Source organism: Micromonospora sp. NPDC047730, from assembly GCF_043204765.1.
Classification (GTDB): Bacteria; Actinomycetota; Actinomycetes; order Mycobacteriales; family Micromonosporaceae; genus Micromonospora.
In genome coordinates this window covers 476439-496911 of sequence record NZ_JBIDCU010000002.1, presented here as the reverse complement: position 1 = coordinate 496911, position 20473 = coordinate 476439, and the positions used below count along the sequence as shown (strand labels likewise).

The 20473-nt window shown below is 70.6% G+C and carries 34 protein-coding genes and 1 pseudogene; 3 read left to right on the top strand and 32 right to left on the bottom strand.

Annotation, left to right across the window (positions count from 1 at the left end):
* The 4 genes from ACGF5G_RS07900 to ACGF5G_RS07885 all read right to left on the bottom strand — a co-directional run bounded on the left by ACGF5G_RS07900 (window position 1) and on the right by ACGF5G_RS07885 (window position 2495).
* Window positions 1–495, bottom strand: coding sequence for a hypothetical protein (locus ACGF5G_RS07900; RefSeq protein ID WP_393260017.1), 495 nt, complete (start codon window positions 493–495; stop codon window positions 1–3).
* On the bottom strand, window positions 492–857 hold the full coding sequence (locus ACGF5G_RS07895) for a hypothetical protein (RefSeq protein ID WP_393260015.1): 366 nt from the start codon (window positions 855–857) through the stop codon (window positions 492–494). The genes ACGF5G_RS07900 and ACGF5G_RS07895 overlap by 4 nt, the downstream gene beginning before the upstream one ends.
* A gap of 32 nt (window positions 858–889) precedes the next feature.
* Window positions 890–1459 carry a hypothetical protein gene (locus tag ACGF5G_RS07890; protein ID WP_393260012.1) on the bottom strand — a complete coding sequence of 190 codons (570 nt, stop codon included), beginning with the start codon at window positions 1457–1459 and terminating at the stop codon, window positions 890–892.
* A 103-nt stretch (window positions 1460–1562) separates the two neighbouring features.
* Complete coding sequence (locus ACGF5G_RS07885) at window positions 1563–2495, bottom strand: AAA family ATPase (RefSeq protein WP_393260010.1); 933 nt, start codon at window positions 2493–2495, stop codon at window positions 1563–1565.
* Between the two features lie 91 nt (window positions 2496–2586).
* On the opposite strand from ACGF5G_RS07885, the gene ACGF5G_RS07880 reads away from it, so the two are divergent.
* The gene (locus ACGF5G_RS07880) at window positions 2587–2829 is read left to right on the top strand and encodes a hypothetical protein (protein ID WP_393260007.1); all 243 of its coding nucleotides are present in this window, start codon (window positions 2587–2589) and stop codon (window positions 2827–2829) included.
* 36 nt (window positions 2830–2865) lie between these two features.
* On the opposite strand, the gene ACGF5G_RS07875 is transcribed toward ACGF5G_RS07880, so the two are convergent.
* The 8 genes from ACGF5G_RS07875 to ACGF5G_RS07840 form a co-directional block, all read right to left on the bottom strand.
* Window positions 2866–3057 (bottom strand): hypothetical protein, encoded by a 192-nt coding sequence (locus tag ACGF5G_RS07875; protein ID WP_393260004.1) that lies wholly within the window; start codon window positions 3055–3057, stop codon window positions 2866–2868.
* A gap of 1 nt (window position 3058) precedes the next feature.
* Entirely contained in the window at window positions 3059–3271 is a 213-nt protein-coding gene (locus ACGF5G_RS07870; protein ID WP_393260003.1) for a hypothetical protein, read from the bottom strand.
* A gap of 559 nt (window positions 3272–3830) precedes the next feature.
* Window positions 3831–4220: a hypothetical protein gene (locus tag ACGF5G_RS07865; RefSeq protein WP_393260000.1), complete on the bottom strand. Its 390-nt coding sequence runs from the start codon at window positions 4218–4220 to the stop codon at window positions 3831–3833.
* 3 nt (window positions 4221–4223) lie between these two features.
* Window positions 4224–4547, bottom strand: a complete 324-nt coding sequence (locus ACGF5G_RS07860) for a hypothetical protein (protein WP_393259997.1) — start codon at window positions 4545–4547, stop codon at window positions 4224–4226.
* The gene (locus ACGF5G_RS07855) at window positions 4544–4759 is read right to left on the bottom strand and encodes a hypothetical protein (RefSeq protein WP_393259994.1); all 216 of its coding nucleotides are present in this window, start codon (window positions 4757–4759) and stop codon (window positions 4544–4546) included. Before ACGF5G_RS07855 ends, ACGF5G_RS07860 begins: the two co-directional genes overlap by 4 nt.
* Window positions 4759–5136 (bottom strand): hypothetical protein, encoded by a 378-nt coding sequence (locus ACGF5G_RS07850; protein ID WP_393259991.1) that lies wholly within the window; start codon window positions 5134–5136, stop codon window positions 4759–4761. Before ACGF5G_RS07850 ends, ACGF5G_RS07855 begins: the two co-directional genes overlap by 1 nt.
* Before the next feature lie 292 nt (window positions 5137–5428).
* Entirely contained in the window at window positions 5429–5914 is a 486-nt protein-coding gene (locus tag ACGF5G_RS07845; RefSeq protein ID WP_393259989.1) for a hypothetical protein, read from the bottom strand.
* A complete protein-coding gene (locus ACGF5G_RS07840; protein WP_393259986.1) occupies window positions 5915–6355 on the bottom strand; it encodes a hypothetical protein in 441 nt (146 codons plus the stop codon).
* Between the two features lie 329 nt (window positions 6356–6684).
* Between ACGF5G_RS07840 and ACGF5G_RS07835 the strand changes: the two genes are divergently transcribed.
* Entirely contained in the window at window positions 6685–6912 is a 228-nt protein-coding gene (locus ACGF5G_RS07835; RefSeq protein ID WP_393259983.1) for a winged helix-turn-helix domain-containing protein, read from the top strand.
* Between the two features lie 25 nt (window positions 6913–6937).
* On the opposite strand, the gene ACGF5G_RS07830 is transcribed toward ACGF5G_RS07835, so the two are convergent.
* The 8 genes from ACGF5G_RS07830 to ACGF5G_RS07795 form a co-directional block, all read right to left on the bottom strand.
* The gene (locus ACGF5G_RS07830) at window positions 6938–7225 is read right to left on the bottom strand and encodes a hypothetical protein (protein WP_393259981.1); all 288 of its coding nucleotides are present in this window, start codon (window positions 7223–7225) and stop codon (window positions 6938–6940) included.
* 40 nt (window positions 7226–7265) lie between these two features.
* Complete coding sequence (locus ACGF5G_RS07825; RefSeq protein ID WP_393259979.1) at window positions 7266–8039, bottom strand: metallophosphoesterase; 774 nt, start codon at window positions 8037–8039, stop codon at window positions 7266–7268.
* Window positions 8032–8487 carry a hypothetical protein gene (locus ACGF5G_RS07820; RefSeq protein WP_393259976.1) on the bottom strand — a complete coding sequence of 152 codons (456 nt, stop codon included), beginning with the start codon at window positions 8485–8487 and terminating at the stop codon, window positions 8032–8034. Before ACGF5G_RS07820 ends, ACGF5G_RS07825 begins: the two co-directional genes overlap by 8 nt.
* Entirely contained in the window at window positions 8477–8836 is a 360-nt protein-coding gene (locus ACGF5G_RS07815) for a hypothetical protein (protein ID WP_393259974.1), read from the bottom strand. Before ACGF5G_RS07815 ends, ACGF5G_RS07820 begins: the two co-directional genes overlap by 11 nt.
* 119 nt (window positions 8837–8955) lie before the next feature.
* A complete protein-coding gene (locus ACGF5G_RS07810; protein WP_393259971.1) occupies window positions 8956–9546 on the bottom strand; it encodes a hypothetical protein in 591 nt (196 codons plus the stop codon).
* A gap of 55 nt (window positions 9547–9601) precedes the next feature.
* Complete coding sequence (locus ACGF5G_RS07805) at window positions 9602–9913, bottom strand: hypothetical protein (RefSeq protein WP_393259969.1); 312 nt, start codon at window positions 9911–9913, stop codon at window positions 9602–9604.
* 84 nt (window positions 9914–9997) lie between these two features.
* A complete protein-coding gene (dnaB, locus tag ACGF5G_RS07800) occupies window positions 9998–11395 on the bottom strand; it encodes a replicative DNA helicase (protein ID WP_393259967.1) in 1398 nt (465 codons plus the stop codon).
* Complete coding sequence (locus ACGF5G_RS07795) at window positions 11392–12363, bottom strand: hypothetical protein (protein ID WP_393259964.1); 972 nt, start codon at window positions 12361–12363, stop codon at window positions 11392–11394. Before ACGF5G_RS07795 ends, dnaB begins: the two co-directional genes overlap by 4 nt.
* Window positions 12364–12606: 243 nt before the next feature.
* On the opposite strand from ACGF5G_RS07795, the gene ACGF5G_RS07790 reads away from it, so the two are divergent.
* Window positions 12607–12978 carry a type II toxin-antitoxin system Phd/YefM family antitoxin gene (locus ACGF5G_RS07790; protein ID WP_393259962.1) on the top strand — a complete coding sequence of 124 codons (372 nt, stop codon included), beginning with the start codon at window positions 12607–12609 and terminating at the stop codon, window positions 12976–12978.
* A gap of 71 nt (window positions 12979–13049) precedes the next feature.
* Here ACGF5G_RS07790 and ACGF5G_RS07785 read toward each other — a convergent pair.
* The 12 genes and pseudogenes from ACGF5G_RS07785 to ACGF5G_RS07730 form a co-directional block, all read right to left on the bottom strand.
* Window positions 13050–13301: pseudogene (locus ACGF5G_RS07785) on the bottom strand (MarR family transcriptional regulator); the annotation flags it as partial.
* Between the two features lie 98 nt (window positions 13302–13399).
* Complete coding sequence (locus ACGF5G_RS07780; protein WP_393259959.1) at window positions 13400–14908, bottom strand: hypothetical protein; 1509 nt, start codon at window positions 14906–14908, stop codon at window positions 13400–13402.
* On the bottom strand, window positions 14908–15384 hold the full coding sequence (locus ACGF5G_RS07775) for a hypothetical protein (RefSeq protein ID WP_393259956.1): 477 nt from the start codon (window positions 15382–15384) through the stop codon (window positions 14908–14910). The genes ACGF5G_RS07780 and ACGF5G_RS07775 overlap by 1 nt, the downstream gene beginning before the upstream one ends.
* Before the next feature lie 123 nt (window positions 15385–15507).
* Window positions 15508–16023 carry a single-stranded DNA-binding protein gene (locus tag ACGF5G_RS07770; protein ID WP_393259953.1) on the bottom strand — a complete coding sequence of 172 codons (516 nt, stop codon included), beginning with the start codon at window positions 16021–16023 and terminating at the stop codon, window positions 15508–15510.
* A gap of 1 nt (window position 16024) precedes the next feature.
* The gene (locus tag ACGF5G_RS07765; RefSeq protein WP_393259951.1) at window positions 16025–16774 is read right to left on the bottom strand and encodes an HNH endonuclease; all 750 of its coding nucleotides are present in this window, start codon (window positions 16772–16774) and stop codon (window positions 16025–16027) included.
* Complete coding sequence (locus tag ACGF5G_RS07760) at window positions 16771–17325, bottom strand: hypothetical protein (RefSeq protein WP_393259948.1); 555 nt, start codon at window positions 17323–17325, stop codon at window positions 16771–16773. Before ACGF5G_RS07760 ends, ACGF5G_RS07765 begins: the two co-directional genes overlap by 4 nt.
* Window positions 17322–17681 (bottom strand): hypothetical protein, encoded by a 360-nt coding sequence (locus ACGF5G_RS07755; protein WP_393259945.1) that lies wholly within the window; start codon window positions 17679–17681, stop codon window positions 17322–17324. The genes ACGF5G_RS07760 and ACGF5G_RS07755 overlap by 4 nt, the downstream gene beginning before the upstream one ends.
* Complete coding sequence (locus ACGF5G_RS07750; protein WP_393259943.1) at window positions 17678–18397, bottom strand: hypothetical protein; 720 nt, start codon at window positions 18395–18397, stop codon at window positions 17678–17680. Before ACGF5G_RS07750 ends, ACGF5G_RS07755 begins: the two co-directional genes overlap by 4 nt.
* Window positions 18394–19020, bottom strand: a complete 627-nt coding sequence (locus ACGF5G_RS07745; protein WP_393259940.1) for a hypothetical protein — start codon at window positions 19018–19020, stop codon at window positions 18394–18396. Before ACGF5G_RS07745 ends, ACGF5G_RS07750 begins: the two co-directional genes overlap by 4 nt.
* Window positions 19017–19529 carry a hypothetical protein gene (locus ACGF5G_RS07740; protein ID WP_393259938.1) on the bottom strand — a complete coding sequence of 171 codons (513 nt, stop codon included), beginning with the start codon at window positions 19527–19529 and terminating at the stop codon, window positions 19017–19019. Before ACGF5G_RS07740 ends, ACGF5G_RS07745 begins: the two co-directional genes overlap by 4 nt.
* Window positions 19526–19786 (bottom strand): hypothetical protein, encoded by a 261-nt coding sequence (locus tag ACGF5G_RS07735; protein ID WP_393259936.1) that lies wholly within the window; start codon window positions 19784–19786, stop codon window positions 19526–19528. The genes ACGF5G_RS07740 and ACGF5G_RS07735 overlap by 4 nt, the downstream gene beginning before the upstream one ends.
* Complete coding sequence (locus tag ACGF5G_RS07730; RefSeq protein ID WP_393259934.1) at window positions 19783–20397, bottom strand: hypothetical protein; 615 nt, start codon at window positions 20395–20397, stop codon at window positions 19783–19785. The genes ACGF5G_RS07735 and ACGF5G_RS07730 overlap by 4 nt, the downstream gene beginning before the upstream one ends.
* Window positions 20398–20473: the final 76 nt, after the last annotated feature.

Sequence of the window (20473 nt, the reverse complement as noted above, 5' to 3'; positions counted from 1 at the left end):
TCAGGCTGCCTTCTTGAGCTGGGCGAGGGTGCGGGCGTGGTAGAGGGCCTTGTCGGCTGCCGCGGCGAGGTCGCCGGCGTCTGCCATCTCGGAGATCTCGGTGAAGGCGTCGACCAGGTCGCCGATGATCAGGTAGGGCCCGATGGGTCGCGGGTCGATCAGGGCCTTGACCTCGTCCATGCGGCCTTCGACGAGCCGCTGGAAGTGCAGCCGGCGGCGGGCCCGCGCGTCGAAGTCACGCTTGGCGTTCAGGTAGTCGGAGGTGACCCGCTCGCCGGGGCCGGGCTTGAGCTGACTGAGGTCCTTGCGGTCCTGTGCGATCCTGTTCTGCACGTCGAGGTGCATTCGGTGCAGGGCGCGCAGCCACATCAGCGGGTTCTCGTACAGCCATGCCACCTCGGCGGGGCGCGCGATGCCGCGTATGTCGGCCTCGGCGTACCGGCGGGCGGTGCGCACCCGGCTCTCGGCGAGGAACCGCGGGGAGGCCGTGGTCACGACGGGGTTTCCACCGCGTTGGCGACGTCAGCGAAGCGGGCGGACGCCTCGCTCCAGAAGCACATGGCGTGCTCTTTGCCGGCTCGATCGGTGTGCGCGTCGCGGTCGTAGACGTCGCAGCAGACGAGTTCCGCGCGGATCTTGTAGGCGATCTCCCTGGCTGCGTCCCGGCGACCCGAGTCGTAGACCTGGGCACGCTCGACTGCCAGCTCGTCGACGGCGCTCTCCAGCGTGGTCACGAGGCGCCGCAGGAGGCCCGACAGCGATCCGTCGGCCCAGCCGGTCATGCCAACCTGCATGGCGTTCAGCTGCATGGCAGCGTCCGCCACTCGTCGCACCGCCGGGCTCATCTCGCTGTCCATCACCAACTCCCCTCGCAGTCCGGGCATCACGATCAGTTCTCCAGGCCGTCGCTCGCCGCGAAGAACTGGTCGAGGAAGTGCTCGCGCAGGCGCAGGTACATCAGCGCCACCTGCGGGTCCTTGACCTGGAGCAGGTCATCCTTGCCCAGCCAGACGGCCAGGCTCCCTGCTTCCAGGCGCGTGCCATCGCCGTTCGCCTCGCCGGGCTCCAGCCCTGTCAGGTTGACGCTGAATAGGTCGTAGACGGTGTCGCTGGACTTGCTGGCATAGCTCTGGCCGAGCGGGATCAGCTGATCGCGGGAGATCGCGTAGCCGGTCTCCTCCAGCAGCTCGCGCACCGCGTCATCGGCGATGTCGGCACCCTCGTAGCCGCCGGTGATGGCGGACAGGACCGGCTCATAGGACCAGCACGGGGTGATCTCGGACTTGAGCAGGAACTGGTTGCCGCGGTCAGTGCGCCGATACGGCAGCAGAGCCACGATTCGGCCCGCGCAGCGGCTCTCGTGGGAGTAGACGTAGCCCTCGACGCCGGCGGCCGGGTCGCGCGTGATCCGCAGGGACAGCCATTCGTTTTCGCAGATCGTCTGGTCGGTGCGGCTCATCGGTCGTAGCCTCCGCGGAAGGGGTTGAGGTAGGCAGCGAACCCTGCCCACGCCAGCGCAGATGCGGCAAGTCCGATGCCGAGGATGGTCAGCACGATCCGCATCAGAAGTCCCCGTCGGCGACCTGGAAGACTGTCAGGCCGAGCTGGCGCCACATGCGCACGACCTGCATTCGGTCGTCGAACACGCCGACGACCGCGTAGCGGTCCCGGATGTCGCGCTCGAAGATCTCCCGCTTGACATCGGCGTCGGACCGGTTGTCCTTGTATGCGCGCATGTGCAGCGCCAGGTGCGGAACGTCGACGTGCCGCTTCAGCCAGGCGAGGGTGTCGGCTCGGGCGGTCTCGTCCCGGCCGGAGCAGAACACGATTCCGTAACCAGCGGCGTGCATGGCTCGGACCGCGGCGATCACCGCCGGGTTCGGCGCGTCCTCGCTCACCCGGGTCATGTCGTAGGGCGAGCGCCCGCCCTGGTTGAGGGCCACGGTGCCGTCAATGTCGACGAGCACGATCTCCGGGGCGCTGGGCTTCGGCACGTACGGCACCACCGGCGGCATCGGAGCCAGGGTTGGCAGCCGGAGCTTGCCCTTGCGCGGCGCGAGGTACCTGTCGTGCATCTCTCGGATGGCGTCCTCGCCGACGTACGGCCGACCCTCGGCCTTGCGCATGACGTCGCGGTGGATGCACACGCTCAGCGGCACGGCCAGGCAGCGCTGGTCGGGCACCAGCTCGGCGCCGGTGCGCACGGCGATGGCCACCCAGGCTCGGATGGCCTCGGCGGAGAGGTTGGTGTCGTCGACGATGACGGTTTTGCCGGCGCGCAGCAGCGCCTCGACGGCGGCGTGCTGGGCGAGGGTGACCTGCTCTTCGGCCTCGTCCTCCTGCGATCGGGAGCCGTGTAGGCCGTCGCGCAGGTCGTTGCGGCTGATGCACGAGGCGAGGATGCCCGTGGCGCGCAGTTGCTCCCGCAGCCTTTCCGCCTCGGTGGTCTTGCCGGAGGCGGGCAGCCCCTGGAAGACGACGATCTTGCCAGTCACGCAACACACCTCATCGCTCGGAAAAAATGGGACCCCATTTATGGTACGCGAACTGCTCTGAAAATGGGACCCCACATGGCAGACTGACCGAGTGGCAGAGCAGAAGCCGGACGCGCACCTGGACCCGAAGGTGGGCGCCCGTGCTCCCCGCGAACTCCAGAACGAGGTCCGGGCGATCCTCGCAGCGCGGGAGAAGACGCTCTCGGCGGCGATCGTCGCGCTGCTGCGCGCTCTGCGGCGCGACCCTGACCGAACCCTGGCCATGCTGGAGGCAGACTGGCCCCCAGAGAAGCGGGGGCGCCCGAGGCTCGACCAGCAGTCTTTCCCGGAGTAGCGATCGACCCCGACCATGTGGCCGGGGTCGAGGTGTTCAGGCCTTGAGGATGGGGTCGGGCGGCTCGGAGTATGCCTCCAGGAATCGCTGCGCGGTCTGGAAGGGTTCGCAGTCCTTCAGGTTGCAGGCCGGGCAGCGGCCGTCCTTGTTGGGCCAGTGCTTGGCGGCACGCCGCTTGGCGACCTTGATCAATCGGGCGCGCTCGTCTCTTGCGAGCGGCGCGGGCATTTCACCGCACCCCGTAGGTCGCGGTGCCGATGCGGAGCAGTTGCTTGCGCAGAGCCATCAGTTGCCGCATGGCGTCGTCGTAGGCGGGGCAGCCGTCGTCGGTGCAGCTCTGGCAGGTGCGCTGCCACGGCTCGCCTTCGGGCCGCCAGTGGGAGGCGACAGTGTTGTTGGCGTTGGCGACTGTGTCGCGGACGGGAGCGGGAGCGGCGGTCACGACCGCACCCCCGGCACTCGGTAGAGGTTGATCTGGGCGAGGGTCACCAGCGGTTCGTCGATTACCTCAATGGGGGGAACTGGCGGCTGCGTGGCGGGCACGGAAGCGCGGCCGATGGCGCTCAGCCCGAGGGGCGGCCGACGCCGCTCCTGATCAAGCCAGCGCCGAAGCCGGCGAAGTCGCCACCATCGCGGAGCCCTCAGTCGCAGCATGTCGCACTCCCTCGTCCGCGGGCGACGCGGCGACAGGGAGATTCCGGCTCACCTGCCGCCGCGTCCGGCCCTGCGGGCGCGGACCCGGCCACGGGGGAAGCCGGAGCCCGCGCCCAACTGGGGGACGCGGGCTCCGCAGCCTCACGGTGCTGATGAAGTCTGGTTCAGCCCGCATCCTGTCTGGGTTTGGTGCCTGGTGCAGTTTTCGTGCCGGTACCGTGCGCTCCGGCAACCTCCACTTTGGCACTTTGCCAATCGGCACACAAGAGGAACCACCCATTGCGGTGACAGAAAGTTTGCGAGGCGGCACCGGTCGACTTCGATCAACTACCGATGGTCGGAGCCCTTCAGCCTCGGCGGCGAGAGCGCGGAACCTGGAAACGAGCAACGGCCGGCGCCCGCCGGTCGGAGCGCCGCCGCCGCAGGTGACTCTTGGCGTCGGAGAGGGTAGCCGGCCGCCAGCCTGGGCCGCCGCAGCCGCACGAGTCGAACAATGGGCCGCCCTCGCGCCAGCGCGGGTCGAAGGACTGCACGCCTGCCCGCACCATCACCTCGATCTTGCGCCACTGCCGGATGTCGGCGCGCCGCGGCGCGTGGAAGTCGCGGCCGAGAATGATCATCTGCTCGCGGCAGTCAGGGCAGCGCGGCGCGGCGCCGATCGGATGCTTGGCGCTGCGCCGGTGGGCGACGCAGGCGAAGTGGGTCTTGATCGAGCTGAACAGGCCGTACCGGCACATGGGTCACTCTCCGGGAATTGGCTCACCGAGGATCCGGAGGAGGTAGCGCTCCGCCTGGGTCAGCGGCCAGTGCAGCTCGGGGGCACTGCAGCAGACATCGAAGCCGCAGTGGTACCCGCAGCACTCGTAGTCGTCGACGGTCGGGCAGTAGTAGGGCCGGCATGTCGCCGGCGGCGCGGGCCGGGCCGGCTTGCCCGCGCGCCGCTCGCGCCGGCGCATGCGCCGCTTGATGGCCGACGCGACACCGGCGCGCTGAAGGTAGGTGTAGTAGCGCCGTCCGCGGCCGGCGACGTCGTCCTCGTCGGCGCTCTTCGTGGCGCGCTTCATGCCGCCTCCCTGTGGTCGACCACCACGGATGCCTCGTTGACGAGGGGAATCAGCCGGGCACGGGCCTCGGCCTCCATGTATGCAGAGAAGGTGGGGTCGCCGAGTGGCGCCGCGGCCAGGTGCGCCCGCTCGGGCGTCAGGACCCACCGCCTGCTCGACATGCTGCCGTCGAGGTGTTCGATCAGGTGGATGATGGTGTGCCGCTCGCTCACTACCAGGCCTTTCCGCGGATCGGCGGGACGTCGAGGTCGTGGTGGCCGCCTCGGCGCGCGGCGAGCAGCTCGGTGCGCAGATGGCGCCAGCCGTGGCGCTCCTGGCGTCGGCGCCGCTTGCGGCGGGGCTGGTCGGCGCAGAGCCCACAGCAGCCGCGGGTGCCGGTGAACGTCGGCGCGCAGCGCGTCCAGACCTTGCGCGTTTTGCCCTCTCGCTTGTGCAGGTCGCAGGGGATCGAGCGCTTGACCAGGTATTGCCGCCGCTCGGGGTCCCAGTGCTCGAACTGCCAGTGGTTGTGGTCGACCCGGAACTCGCGGCGCAGGTGCGGGTCGCGCTCCTGGACCCAGAAGGGTCGGTGGACATCAGTGCGGGACATGTGACGACCTGTCCTTCGGCCGCCCGCGCACGGTGCACGGGTCTAACGCCTGTCGAGCACGTCGGTCACCTCCAGGGGTGGGGGGACGGATGCCGGTACGCGGGGTGGAGTCGGGGGCGTGCCCATCTCCCGGCTTAGCAGGGGAGCGCCCGTCAGGCCATGGTCAGCACGGTGCGCACCGTACGTCTCCAGCCCGGGTCCGGCAAGAACATGCAGCACCGGGACGAGCAGAGTCCCGGCGGGGCGGTGGGGACCACACCTCATGCCTCGCCGGGACTCTGGCCTACGGGCGCTACTCGGGGGTGAAGACGAGAACCTCGCCCTTGAGCGCCTCGGCGACGTCCCGGCCGCACGCCTCGTTGTCGCCGCAGTTCACGCCCCAGGTGTCGCCGATGACGTGGATGCTCTTCTGTTCCAGCGTGCCGGCGATCATCTCGCCGACGGACGCAGCCGAGTCCTTCGCATCGCTCCGGCTCCGGTAGATGCTGAGCACGATGCCCTCGGTGCAAGCCGCCCGCTCCCGCGCGCCGATTGGGTTAGCAACGGGCTTCCACGAGCCGCAGTTGATGTTCGTCTTGGCTTCGATGTCAGCGCGAAGCTCGTCGGCGGTCAGGTAGTGCTTGGCGACCTGGATCTCAGAGCGGGTCGGCGCCGGCGCCGCCGACGTGGCCGACGTGCTCGGCGTCGGGGCGTCGGGCTGCCCCTGGTCGGCGCAGGCCGAGGCTCCGAGCGCGATCATCAGCAGGCAGGCTGGAGCGCCGATCTTCCTCGCGTTCATTCAGGAAACCTTGTCGATCTTGCAGCTGATCTTGCCCTTGACCTTCTGGCTCAGCAGGATCGAGCCCTCCTCGACCGCCTTCTGGCCGGGGCGCACGTCGGACACGAGGGTGGTGGTGTTGCCGACCCGGGTGTTCTTCGCGTCGTAGATGAAGACGTCGATGATGTAGGTGTGCTGGTTCTGGCTGGCGTTGATCACCTCCAGGTCGAACTTCACGCTCGGCAGGAAGTCCGAGTCCGCAGAGTCGATCTCGCACGTCTTCAGCTTGACGTGGTCGACCTTGGCCTCCTGCTCCTTGCTGACGTCGCTGGCCGCCTTGCCGACAAAGGCCGTGCAGGCGACGAAGCCGCCACCGCACAGCAGCACGGACAGGCCCGCGCCGATCAGGACGACCTTCAGCCCGGTCGACATCCCCTTCTTCTGCGGCGCAGGCGGGGACATCGGCGAGGGGTGCTGGTGGGACATGGTTCGCCTTTCAGGAGTGGATGGTGCTGGTATCACGCGAGGCCGGCGGCCCCGCCAGCCGTGACGACGCCCATTCCGGCGCGCGGAAGACTGCCTCCAGAGATCCGGATGATCTCCACTTCAGCTGTTAGCTGGGGACGCAGCGGTCGGAACGGCGGGCCGACCGCTGCGCCGGGGGCGGTCTGCGCATGCCGAGCGAAGGTCCCCCCGCGTGCAAGGTAGGTGCGTTAGACACCTAAGTCAAGGTTGCTGCCAAAGTACGCCACTTCGCATGCCACGATCTGGGTGCCGAGCGAGGAGTATCCGTGCCCAGAACACCTGACTACGTGCGTGTCGTCGATGGCGTAACCGGACTGATAAAGGCCGGCGAACTGAAAGGCGGGGACCGTCTTCCCACCTACGCTGAGCTGGCCAAACAGTACGAAGTTAGCGTGACGACGGTGCAGACCGCCCTGCGCATTCTCAGTGAGCGCGGACTGATAGAAGGCCAGCAAGGAAAGGGCGTGTTCGTCTGCGACGACAAACGCGGATAAGCGACCGAAAGGTGGAGGCGAGGATCTAGCCGTTCACCTGACGCAGGTGCTCCCGACGGCGCGCCTCGTAGCCCTTGATCCAGCCGCGGTACCAGTCGTTGCGCCCGTTGGCCAGGACCACGCCGAGCAGTGAGACGCCATAGACCGCGTACCACTCCAGCGCGGCGGTGCCGACCGCGAGCGCGAGGAAGGCCCAGGTTGCCACTCGCGTCCGGCGGATGCCGGCCTTCGCGTCCGCCGCGGAATCCGGCGCCGGCGGCGGCGGTAGGAGGTGCGCGAGTCGGCCCCGCTTGCGCTGCTCGATGGTTGTCACCCCGCGCCCTCCCGCCTCCCGGCCCCACTGGGCTCACTTCTCACCGATGATGGACCACGGAATGTAGCTCAGCCAGATCGACCAGCTGCACGTTGCGCTCCATGCGCGACCCGTCGCAGTCGAGCCCCGTCACCTCAACGGGCCCGTAGCCGAGGTCGACGGTGCTGCGGTGGGCGTGCTCGTGATAGTGGCCGTGCCACAGGAATCGGGGCTGCACCTCGTCGACCACGCTGCGCAGCAGGGCGCGGTGCTGGTTCGCCGCGCGGATCTCCACCTCTGGGAACGGCGACCGTCCCGGCTCGGGTAGTCCGAGGTCCACGCCGGCGGGGCAGTCGTGGGTGACCATCACGTCAGCAGGGCCGCCGGCGACCGCCCGCATTGCCTCTGGCGCGCTGATCGTCTCCTCCCGCCACCAGTCGGCTCCGGGGGTGCGCCACCGCCGGTCCACGGAGTGCGCGCCGCCGAGCGCCAGGAACCGCAGCTCGCCCCAGGTCCAGCGGGCGCCGCGGGGTAGGTGCCAGACGCGGCTGGTGAGCTGCCGCAGCCCGTTCTCCCTGATCGGGTAGCGCAGGAGCGTGGGAAAGCACTCGTGGTTGCCGTCGACGAACAGCAAGGAGATCCCGGCGAGCCGGGCCGCGTTCTCGCAGGTCTTCATGAAGCGGGCGTCGAAGGTGTAACCGAAGTCGCCGAGCTGGATCACGACGTCCGCACCCTGCTCGCGGGCGTACCCGATCGCGTCGGCGGCCCAGTCGCGGTTCATGTGCCAGTCGCCGGCGAACGCGATGCGCTCTGGCGTCCGTAGTGGGTCAGTCATCGCTGCCCCATTCGGTCGCGGCGGCCAGCTCGGCGGCGACATCGAACTTGCAGGTGGTGCAGTCCATCGCGGGCCCCACGTGCCGGCGGACGAGGTGCCGGCCCTCGACGGCGACGACGAACGCGACCCGACCGCCTCCGGCTCCGTCGCGGGCCTCGTCGGCTCCGCGCTGCGCGATGCGGCGGAGCAGTGCCTCGATCGCCTCATGGCCGGCAATGCAGCGTCGGCCGAGTACGACGACGTCGGCGACGAGGCCGCGCAGGTCGGCGGCCAGGCCGGGCTCGTCGTCGGCGACCACGTCGGCGTACGCCGCGAGCGCGACCCGGGCCCGAGGATCGTTGACGTAGTCGAGCACAAAGTACCGGGCGCCCTCCTTGTCGCCGCCTGGCTGGTCGCGGCCGTCGGTGCGTCGGACGTCGAACTTGTTGTACAGCTGGTCAGCGCCCATGCGGGTCGGCCTCCTGCTCGCTGGGGATGCGGCGGTCCTCGACGACGAGGCGCACGCGGCGCCCGAAGAGCCAGGCGTACGCCTGTAGCGCCCAGACGGGCACGTCGCCGATGGACCGCCGGTCCTCGATGCGGGCGATCATGGCGCGGGCCTCGGTGTCCGGCAAGCCGACGTAGGCCGCGAACACGGCGATGACGTCGCGGTCGCCGTAGCCGGCCTCGGCGCGGGCGTCAGCGAGGGCAACCGCGAGCTGGGCGCGCTCGTCGGCGTCGTCGCCGTCGCCGCGGACGGCCGGCGTGCTCGGGGTCGGGGGTGGGGTGCTGCTACGACGGAAGAGCCTGGGAAACACGGGTGCTCGCTTTCGTGGGCTGCCCGAAGGGTGCATGAGGGGTAAGGCGTCGCCCGGCCTGCCGCTGTTACACGGCAGGCCGGGCGAACGTACGCCGACCGAGGCCTGCGCAGCGTCCGTCAGAAGACGACCTTGGCGTTGGCGCGCCGGGGCTTGCCGTCGATCCTGGTGAGCAGCGGGTTGACGAAGGCGCGCATCTCCATCGCCTCATTGCGCCACCGGTCCCGGTCGGACTCCAGGCGACGGACGCGCTCCTCCAACTCGGGGATAGTCGCGAGCCGGTCCAGGATGTTCTGGAGGTCGACCGCCGCGCGGCTGGCCGACGGTGCCGGCGTCTCGGGCTGCGCCGGACGTGCCGCGGGCTTGGCCCGGTTGATCGGCCAGTCCTCCCGCTCCTTGATGGTCGGCATGGCCCGCTCCATCCAGATCGGCTGCTGCGCGGGCGCGGCCGGCTGCACCGAACCCTTGGCCGCGGCCTCCTTGGCCTCCTTGGCCTTCTTGACCTTGCAGCCGCCCAGGTGGGGCCGGATCGACCGCCAGTTCTCGCTGGTGTAGTCGCAGTGCACGCAGCCGGCCAACTCCTGGCCGTTGGCCAGCAGGATCCTGACGGTCTGCTTGAAGTAGAGCTTCTCCCCGTGGGGTCCGGGAATTGGCGACGGGTAGGGCTCGACGGCGTAGACCTCGACGCCGTTGACGTGGGTGGCAGTCACAGTTGTCGTGCTCCTTGGGTCGGTCTGGTGTTTCTCGTTCCGCTCGGCGCGGAAGTCAGTGGGCCGCCTGCGCGGCGGCGGGGATGGCGTCGAGGGCGCGCAGCACGTCCTCCAGTCGCCGGGCCATGACGGCCTCGTCGGGCTCCTTGAACGTCCAGGTGCCGCCCGGTCCGGACAGGACGAAGTGGCCCTGGCCTGCGTCGTAGATCGCCCACAGGCCGGCGGGCGTGGACCAGGTCCAGGAGTTCCCCAGGGGCGGCGGCTTCAGGACGATCGCAGCATGGTCAGGGACGAACGCGCGGATGCGCTCGGCCATGCTCGGCGCGGCGACCGCCTTGGTGGGGGTGGAGTCGGTCCTCAAGGTCATGCTCCTCAGGGGGATGCGGGTCACTGCTTCCTGTTCTCCGTTAGGCTCGGCGGCCATTCGGCGCACTCATGGGGGCCGCCGGGGTCAGTAGAGTTCTTCGTCGTCGAAGCCGAAGTCCTGGAAGCGCGAGTAGTGCAGGGGTGCGGCCACCTCGACGGTGTCGGTCGGGCCACCGCGGTTCTTGGCGACAATGAAGTCCGCCTCCCCGGCGCGCGGGGACTCCTGGTCGTAGTAGTCCTCGCGGTGCAGCAGGATGACCATGTCGGCTTCCTGCTCGATTTCGCCGGAGTCGCGAAGGTCGGACAGCTGGGGTCGCTTGTCCGTACGGTTCTCGTTGCCGCGGTTGATCTGCGCTGGCGCGACGACGGTGCACTGCAGCTCCTGTGCGAGGAACTTGAGGTCCCGGGCGTTCGCCCCCACCGCCAGGTCGCGGCGGTCGTACGCCTTGGTCTCACGCAGTCGCTGGAGGTAGTCCACGGTGATGATGCCGACGCTGCCCATGCGCTGGTGGAAGCGGCGCGAGACCGAGCGGATTTGGGCCACCGTGTGGCAGTCGTCGACGACGTGCAGCGGCCACGTCGCGATCTCGCGTCCCGCTTCCCTGGCCCGCTCCAGGTCCCGCTCGCTGAGCCGGCCAGTGGTGAACAGGTTGGAGTTGATGTCGCCGACGTCGGAGAGCAGGCGCCACATCAGCTCCCGCTTGCTCATCTCCAGGGAGAAGATGATCGACGGGTGGCCGCGCCGGGCGGCGGCCTTGGCGAACCCGAGGGCCGCCAGGCTCTTGCCCATGCCCGGCCGGCCGGCCGGGACGATGAGCTGCCCTGGCAGGAAGCCGCCGATGAGCTTGTCGAGCCGGCCGAGGCCGGTGGACAGTCCCTTGGGCACCCGGCCCTCGACGACGTCGACCAGGTGAGCCAGCTCGTCGTCGACGATGTCGCCGACGGCGGCGACGGTCGCCTGGTGGTTGCTGGCCGTCGCGTCGTGGATGGTTCGCTGCGCCAGGTCGACGACGTCCTCGACGTCACGGTTGGCGTCGTCGCCCTGGCCGTACCCGAGCTGGACGATCTTGGTGCCGGCCTCGACCATCCGGCGGAACACGGCCCGCTCGGCCACGATCCTGGCGTAGTACGCCCCGTTGGCCGCCGTCGGCGGCTTTGCCATGAGAGTGTGCAGGTAGGGCGCTCCGCCCACCCGCTGCAGGTCCCCGGCCTTGTCCAGAGCGTCGGCCATGGCGATCGGGTCGATCGGCAGGTTGCGCCCCAGCCGACTGACCATCAGCCGGTAGAGGCTCTCGTGGATCGGCCGGTAGAAGTCCCGCGGCTGCAGGATGTCGATCACGTCGTCGGCAGCCTGCTCGCTGAGCATCATCGCCCCGAGCACGGCCTGCTCGGCGTCGACGTCCTGTGGCGGCGTCCGCTCGAACTGCGGATCGGCCGGCGACTCCTCGGCGCGGCGGGGGCGGACCGCCGTGGCGGCGCTCACCTGGTACTCCCTTCGTCTCGACGGCCGCCGCGCTCGGCGCGGCACAGGCCGCAGTTCTTCTTCAGGCGTCCGGGGTGGTTCGGGCACTTGTCGGCCTCGGGGACGGACCTCGGCGAGGTGGCCGGGCCCTGGCCCCGCGCGGCGGCGTAGCGGGCCTCGCGGTCGAGCTGCTCCCGCACGCGCTTCTGCTCCCGGCGCATCCAGTTGCGCCAGGTTGCCGGCCAGTCGATCTTGACGCCCTTCTGGCCGGGAGCGCCCCGGAAGTGGTCGATGAAGGCATGAGTCTCGGCGAGCCCGACGTTCGGGGTGTCCGCCTTCGCCCAGGCGATCATGTCCTCGTCCGGCCAGAAGTCGGCGGGGATCCGGGTGCCCCTGGTCGCCTTGGTCGCACCGGCGTCGGAGGTCTTCTTCGTCGTCGTGTCGGGCTTCGGCGGCGAAGCCGACGAAGAAAGATCACTAGAAGTAGAAGAAGAAGTAGAAGAGTTCTTAAAAGCGCGTCCCGCTGCGGGACTAGTCCGGTCCCGCTCCGGGACCAGTCCCGCCCCCTGCTGGCGCGTTTCTGCGTCTCGCTCCGGGACCAGTCCCGCATCGGTACTAGTCCCGCTCTGGGACCGGTCCCGCTCTGGGACTAGTCCCGCTCCGGGACCAACGAGTCCAGCCATGGACTCCGGGATGGTCAGCAGGTAGCTGTTGGTCTCCTTGTCCTGCCACGATGCCTGCACGTTCGGGACGGAAACCTTGAACCAGCCGTCCTCCTTGAGCTGCGGCATCGTCCGGATCGTGGTGGATCGGCCGAGCCCCGCGTACTTTGCCAGCTTCGTGTAGCCCGGCTGATCCTTCTCCGGGATGAGTCCGGTCTCTGGGTCGACCAGGGAGGACAGGGCGTAGAGGAGGGCCTTCTTCGGGCCGGGCAGGTCCGCCTTGCGGATCGCCTCGTTGTACGCCTTGACATCGACCATCGTCGCCACCCTCCCTTCTTTTCTCTTCGCCATCGCCGCCTCCGCGCCGGGTGCTCAGCAGTACCCGGTCGAGGCGGGCTGATAGCCGGCCTTCGATCGCTTGTAACCGCTGAACGGGTTGCCCTGCGGTGCATTGAACCGTACACTAGACGGGACATGTGCAACACCGCAAGAACGACTCAGGGGAAGGCCGGAATAGTGGCAGCCACCACCAGGGACAGGGCGACGGCTTCGCTCGGGTACGATCCGGCCATGACCAGGAAGCCTCAGATGCGGATCGTGGGAGCCCGCGAAGCTCGGGACTCCTGGCGCACCACTCTCGAACGCGTCGCCGCCGGCGAGCAGCTCATCCTGCTGCGCAACGCCAGTCCCGCCGCCGTCATGGTCCCGCCGACCTTCTACGTCGCTGCGGTCGACAAGCTCCGCGAGCCCCCGCTGGCCTCGCGCACCTCCGTCGGCATGGCCGCGGCCCGCACGAACTGGTCCGCAACCCTCGACCTCGTGGAAACCGACGGCAAGTTCGTCCAGCTGCTGCGCAGCAACGTCGAGGTCGCCCACCTGCTGCCCGTGCCCTGGTACTCCCAGGCGCTGGAGAAGCTGGGCGGTCCGCAGCTGAAGGTCTGACCGGCCGCCGGTCACGCCGCGCCGCCGGGCAACACCCGCAGCTGGTGCCGCTGCTCTTCCTCCGTCTCAACGACCACCAGCGCACGGGCCCGAACCGGGTCGCGACGGATGTAGCCCTTTTCGTGCAGCCGGCGAACCTGGTAGTGCGCGGCGGATGCACTCAGTCCCACGGCGGCGCCGATCTCGCGCACGGACGGCGGGAAACCGTGGGTCTCGACGTGGGTACGGATGACCGCGAGAACGCGCCGCTGGCGCAAGCTCAGGGGCGGGAGCGGGGTGGTCGTGGCGGACGTCGCGTCCGCGCTGCCGTCGCTCACCGGGATGGCGTGGAGGTGGGTCATCGGCGTGCCCTTGCTGCTCGGAAGGTCTGGGTGGGCGCGGCCCGCGTGGACGGGCGGGCCGCGCCCGGGAGAGGGTTGGATCAGCGGCGCTGGCAGGTCGCCTTGTCGAGGCGACAGGCGGCCTCCTCCGCCACCCTCCGCTGCAGCGCGGCGAACTCGGCGTCCGACATCGACCGCATGTCCCCCGACGGCGCCGGCACCGGCGTCCCCGGGTCGCTGCCCCCGTACTGGGTGCCGACGCCGTTGCCGTTGACGCCGGCGAGGGTGCCGCACCGGTACGTGCTGCCGTCCGCCCGCAGCAGGCACGTCGGCTTGTCACCCTTGAGGTCGCCGGTGCCGGTGGCGCGGTAGAGGATGTTCTGCCCGGTGCCCAGCGTGGCGACCCACGCGTTCGGCCCGGTCGGGATCACCTCGTACACCTGGATCGTCTGCCAGTTCGGGATGTCCTGGTAGTCGGCCTTGATTCGGTCCACGATCGCCCCGGGCGACACCCACACCGGCGTGAGCTTGTGGGCTCGCATCGGTGCGAGCCCCAGGCCCGAGTGTCGAGCCGGAACGGTGGTCACCACCGAGATCGCGGTGGCCGATCCCCGCCCGGTCAGCGGGGTGGCGTACATCGGTTGGCCGCCGGCGTCCAGGGTGTACTCCGCGTCGTTGCCGGAGTTCGTGTCGTCGTCCGGGGTCTCCCACCCGGCCCGCTTGAACACCCAGTCCGCGAACGAGCCGATGCCGCGGGTCGCCTCCCGCTGCTGCCGGGCAAGGCTCAGCGGGTACGACGGGCCGGGGATCTCCGAGATGTCGGTGGTGATCGTCAGGTCGCCGGTCTTGCCGTCGTACAGGGCCACCCCGGCCGGGCGCTCCGTGAGCACCATCAGGCCGACCTGTCGCTTGAGCGGCACGACCACCACCGGACGGTCGCCGTCGCAGTAGGCGTAGATGTCAGCGCCGTCGAAGCGCACCCACCGCTGTTCCTTCGAGATCAGCCGACCCAGGTTGTGGGTGAAGTTCCCGCCAGAGCGGGCGTCGGCCCTGCTGCGGTCGAACGCGCACTTCTGGTCGGTCGCCCCGCGGCCCTGCAGTGGGATCTGCTGCGTGAACGCCACCTCGTAGCCGGACAGCCAGCCCCGCCGGTTGACCAGCGTGGCGTACCGGTCCTCGCCGGGCACGTAGGTGGTGTCGGCGATATCGCCCCCCGTGTCGCCCAGGTTCGGTCGGGCCTGCGCCTGGCCCACCTGGTACGGCGCGCGGGGACCGAACTGTGGCAGCGGGTCGGCGGTGACGGTGGTCGCCTCCGAGTACGTGCGGTCCTGGTCGTAGTTGGTGTGCAGCAGCCACAACCCGCCGACGACGATGCCGACGACAAGGCCGAGAAGCGCCAGGCCGCCGCCGGAGCCCTCGCTGCGGGCGAACCCCACCGCGCCGAGCCCCGCGCTGAAGATCACGGCCACGGCGACGAAGGCGAGCAGCGGCACCAGCTCCCGCAGCTCCCACACGGCGATGGTGGTGTAGTACGGCGCGATGCCGGCGCAGGCGAGGAAGCCGACCGCCAGTGCCCCGACGATGAGAGCGGCCTTCAGGGGACGGTTCATCACCAGCTACCCCCGCTGTCGCCGCTGGAGTACGACGAGCCGCTGCTGCCGCCGCTGTCGTAGCTGGACGAGCTGCCGCCGCCGCTGTAGCTCGACGTCGACGAGCCGCCGTCGTGGCTCGTCGAGCCGCTGCTGTCGTGGCTCGACCACGACGAGCCGCCGTCGTGCCGCGAGGAGCGGTCGTCACAGTCGGGCGTCGAGGAGTAGTCCGCCCGGGTCGAGCCCCAGAACGGCCCGCCGTAGACAGCCTGGTGCTGCGGGCTGAGCGGATCGGCGAGCGGGTCGTGCGCCGCTCGGCTGACCGGTCGACTGGTGGTCGACCGGCTCGGGCTCGACCGGTGCGCGGCCGACCGGCTCGCGGCGGAGGGCCGGTCGGCGCTGAAGGTGGTCGTGGTGTGCCTGGCGGCCGGCGTCAGGCGGCCGAGGAGTCGGCAGAGCAGTCTCCTGCAGCCGGCACCGTGGCGGGTGCATCGCATGGATGCGGTCCTTTCGGTCGGGGATGTGAGGTGGTGCTCTGCCGGCACGTGCCGGCGCTCGGGGATGGTCCGAGCGGTCGCCCGCGGCTCAGGGCCGGCGGGCGACCGCTACTCAGGTGCGGATCAGAACGGGGGCTCCTCGTCGCCGGAGCTGCCGCTGGCGCCGAACACCTCGCCCTGCGGCGCGGCGCTGGCCCACGGGTCGCTGCCGTCGCGGCTGGCGGCGCCCGTCGCCCAGGGGTCGTCCGGGCCGGGGCCCGCCTGCGGGCCGGAGCGGGCCATCTTCTGGATCTTCGCCGTGGCGTACCGCAGCGACGGGCCGATCTCGTCGACCTCCATCTCGATGACGGTGCGCTTCTCGCCCTCACGCGTCTCGTACGAGCGCTGCCGCAGCCGGCCCGTGACGATGACCCGGGAGCCGCGCTCCAGCGTCTCGGTGACGTGCTCGGCCATCTGCCGCCACACAGTGCAGGACAGGAACAGCGGATCGCCGTCCTTCCACTCGCCGCTGGCCTTGTCGAGGAACCGCGGCGTCGAGGCGACGCGGAACTTGGCGACCGCGGCGCCGGACGGGGTGAACCGAAGCTCCGGACTGTCCGTGCAATTGCCGATCAGAGTGATCGTGGTGTCTCCAGCCATGTCAGGCCGCCTTCCTGTTGATCGGACGCCGGCCGGGGCGGCCGTGCGTCTTGATGGGTCCGCCGACGTGCCGCCAGGAGTGGCCGTTGACGATGTGGCTGATCTGGGAGTCCGAGACCTGGAACTCGGCGGCCAGCGCGGGCTGCGTGTCGCCGGCCGCGAAGCGCACCCGGATGGCGAGGACGTCGCGCTCGGTGAGCCGGGCCTGCGGCAACCTCTCGCCGTAGGCCGCGCGACCGCGGGCCCACATGTCGTCGACGTTGTCCTGGCGGGTGCCGTAGTAGACGTGCGCCGGGTTGCAGCAGGGCGGGTTGTCGCACCGGTGGCAGCCCTCCAGCCCCTCAGGGCACGCCCGGCCGACGGTCAGCTCGACGGCGAACGTGTGCGCGGGGACCCTGCCCCGCTCGGGGGAGACGAAGAACTCGCCGTGGCCGCTGCGGTTGGCGCTGCCCGTCCACGGCCAGCACTCGGCCCGGCTGCGCCGGTCGACCTTGCGCCAGAAGCGCTCGGCGATCGTGGCGGCCTTGAGGTGCAGCGCCGTCGGGCGCTGCTTCCCCCGGGTGGCGCGCCACCAGCGCATGTAGTGCTTGCGGCAGCGGCCCCGCCCGACGAGTTTGCCGCCGCAGGTGCCGTTGTCGTCGATGCAGCCGGTGAGGCCCTGCGCGCTGACGACGTCAGGCAGCGGCGCCGACAGGATCGCGGTCGCGGCCTCGTCGGGCAGGTCCGGCACCAGCGTCAGCTTCGCGCTCATGCCACCCTCCTGGACTGCATGGCGGCCTGCCGGGCGGCGAGCTTCGCCCCGGTCAGCCCCCAGCGGGTCTGCGCACCGCGCACCCCGCGCTCGGGGAGGTTGAGCCGCTGACAGATCTCCGCCCGGGGCACGCCGGCGAGAGTCCACTCGGTGATCTGCTGGCGGTACGCCGCCGGACGGTGCTCGTTGATCTCGGCGTAGACGCCCTCAACCTGCTGGTTCGACGGGCACAGCCGCCGCTTGCACGCGCCCTGCGGCGCCTCGGCGCTGATGGGCATCGGGAAGTCGCAGTGCGGGCACCGGCTCAGCGCCCGACCCCGGTCGTCGTAGGCGACCCCGGCGAGGATCACACCCCGGGTGCTCTCGTCGGGGGCGCAGTCGCCGATCTGCGGCAGCCGGCAGGCCGCGCAGACGGCGTAGGCGAACAGGTTCCCCTCGTGGCCGGTGTTCCATCGTGCGGCGTCCTTGCCGGCGCAGCGCGGCTGCTCGGCGGCCTCACGCTGCTGCCGAGACATCCACATCCGCCAGGCGGCGGCCCCGCCGGCCGTCACGGCTGCTCCTCGGGGGGCTCGCCGGCGCCGCTGCACGCCTCGTCGGAGGCGACCATCCGCCCGTGCCGGATGATCATCTTCGGGTGTGGAGCGACCCGGCTATCCGCGTCGACGGCCACGCTGCCACCACAGTCCGGGCAGGCGCCGCTCTCGAACGGGGCACGCATCGCCACGGCCTCGCCAGCGGCCAGAGCGGCGGCCAGCCGGTCCTGGCATGCGGTGTGCACGAACGGGTTGGCCGGCCGCTGGTGCGGCACGAACGCCAGCCGGGTGCCGCACAGCCCGTGGGTGGGTCGAGTGGCGGCGACGTAGTGCAGGTCGTCGCCGCGCTCGTTGTAGCCGAGCAGGTACGTCACGCGTCACCGCCGACCACGTAGCCGGCCAGGCGCAACTGGGTGGCGTGCAGGTCGACCAGCAGCGCGGCCGGATCGTCGACGTCGGCGGGCGTCAGCAGGCCGTACGCGGCCTCCAGCTCCGTCCGAGAGTCGAAAATCTCGGACTTCTCCCCGCGCAGGAATCCGTCGTCGACGAACTGCTCCAGGTCCAGTCCGTGGCGGAACCACCGCCTGCCCTCCGGGTCCCTCCACGTGACCACCCGCCAGCCGATGCCGGACTCGGGGATCGGCGGCGGCGTCGACAGGTCCCACACCGTCACCACCGCGTACCCGAACGGGTGCGTCGAGGTGTCGGCGAGCCGCTCGCTGATGGTGATGTTCGGGCCGTGGACCTGCTTGGCGGTGTCGTCGACGACAACCCCGTGGCCGGGCTCGATGCGCGGGTTCTTGCCCCTAACGATGCGCTGCGGCCCGAGGCCGTCGACGATGCGCTTGCCGATCTCCTGGTAGTAGTTCGGCGCGTCTCGCTTGGCCTTGGCCGGGAACACCAGCTCGATGTCCACCCGGATGCGCGCCAGCCCCTTGGGCATCCGCAGGCGGTCGGCAGCCTTGGCGGCGATGGCACGCCATGTGGCGCGGGCCTCGCGGGTGCCGCTCCAGTGCTTGTTGTCGTTGGAGGACTGCATCTTGTGCACGGCCCGCAGCTCGAACTGCCACCGCGTGATCGAGTCCGTCACGCCGCCACCCGCTGCGGCAGCTCGTCGGACTCGACGGTCAGGCCCTCGGCGAGCCACCGCTCGCCAGCCTCGGTCAGCGTCCACGGCTTCGGCAGGCCCCACGTGGGACGCACAGCCAGACCCGAACGCTCGAAGATCTTCGCCAGCTCGCCACAGCGAACGAACGACATCCGCGTCACGTTCCTCGCGCCGCCGATCGGGCGCCGACGGGTCTCGGTGGCGCTGCTGTGCGGCCGGGGGTCCTCGGTGACGGCACCAGCGGCCAGCGCGCGAGCGAAGGACACCAGCGGCCGGGTGTGCGCCGGCGCCGGCTCGAACGGGTTGGCCGGGTCGAGGCCGTCCAGGCGAGCGGCCTTCACCTCACGCACGTTGAGGGTTCGCAGCTTCTCACTGGCAGTCAGGCAGATCCGCTGCCCGCCGGTCGTGACCAGCACGGGCTTGCGGTACCGGTCGGAGACGCCTCCCTTCATCGCCTGGAACTCGACCTTGTCGATCAGCGCCCAGCTGGTCGGGTCCTGCCGGTCGAGCTGGACCCACCAGCCCTTGCGGACGTTGCGGGCCTCCCGCTCCATGCCGGCGTCGGGCGAGGGCAGCGCGAAGGTGGTGCTCGCAGTCGTGGTCACAGCCTGTCCTCGCTTCCTGTCATGGGCGGCTTGGTCGTCCAGCCGCCGTCGTTCGTGAGCCAGATCAGTCCCGGCCAGTGCCGGGTGATCACCGGGACGAGCAGCGCGTCCTGGCCTTCCAGGAGCAGCCAGCCCATCTCGATGACCTGTTCGCGGTCCTCGCCGACGGGTGAGGTCACGAACTGGTGGTGTGTCCGGCACGCCCGCAGCAGCCACGCCGGCTGGTTGATGCGCTCGTGCATCGCCCCGCGCCGGCCGCCGGCCTTGCGGTTGAGCCGGTGATGCGTGTCGGTCGCCTCCCGCCGGCATGCCGGCCACTCGCACATCGGCCCGGCGCGGCCGACGATCTCCTTGAGCGCCGCGGTGGACGGCCCGGTGTGGCGCGGGTTGCGCTTGGCCGGCTTGCCGCTGGCCAGGCGCGAACGCCGAGGCAGCGCCTTGCCCGGCGCCAACGGCGTCTTGCGGGTGATCCCGGTTCGGCGCAGCGCCGCGCGGACGCCCCGCGTCAACCGGTCACCGACTCGTCGTCGTAGCGCGGCATCACCCGCGTGTCGCCGTCCAGCCGAACCCGCCCCACCGCCACCTGACCCCGCCACGTCCGCGGAGCCTTCGCCGCGCCCCGCACGTACCGGCCACGCCGCGGCCGTCGCCCCCATAGCACCGCCACCAACACGCCGATCCCGCCCAGCAGCAGCGCCGACCAGGTGAACAGCCCGATCAGCGCGCCGCGCTCCAACTCCGTCAAGAACTCGTCCAGCGCGCTCACTCGGCACCCGCCGGGGTCTTCTGCTGTCGCGACGACAGGCCGAGCACGGCGAGCAGCGCCGCCACGAGCTGACTCCACGCCTGACGCAGGTTCAGGTCGTAGTTCGCCAACTCCGCCACCTCGGCCGGGGTCATCGCGAAGTCCGCCGGCTGCTGCGGCTCGACCGCCTCCACGGCCGGGATCACCTCGGTCGGCTGCTGTCGCTGCGGCGCGCTCAGCGACCAGTTCACCGGCGGCATGCCGGACGCCATCGCCAGCCGCTGCGCGGCCTGCTCCGCCGCCAGCGCGATACCCACCAGCCGCTGCCGCTCAAAGCCCGACTCCGCCAACTCCGACTCCGACAGCCGCGCGTGGAAGTCGGCCCGCAGGGCCGCCAGCACGTCCAGCACCGTCAGCGACGGGGTCACCGGCGCCCAGGTCCGCGCGGCCTGCAGCCGCGCCACCACCTGGCTCCAGCCCTCCCGGTCACCCGACGGCAGGAACCACCGCTCCGGCTCACCGTCGGCGTCCTCGTCGTGCCGCTCGATGAACGTCACCACGTTGTTGTCCCCGTCGGCGACGCGCAGCACGGTCCGGTCGGGAAACTCGAACAGCAGGTCGATCATCGCCACCACTTCTCTCTCAGGTCAGAAGGCGGCCCGCCCGGCCGCGAGCGCCGATGCGCTCACGCCCCCGGGCGGGCCGCCG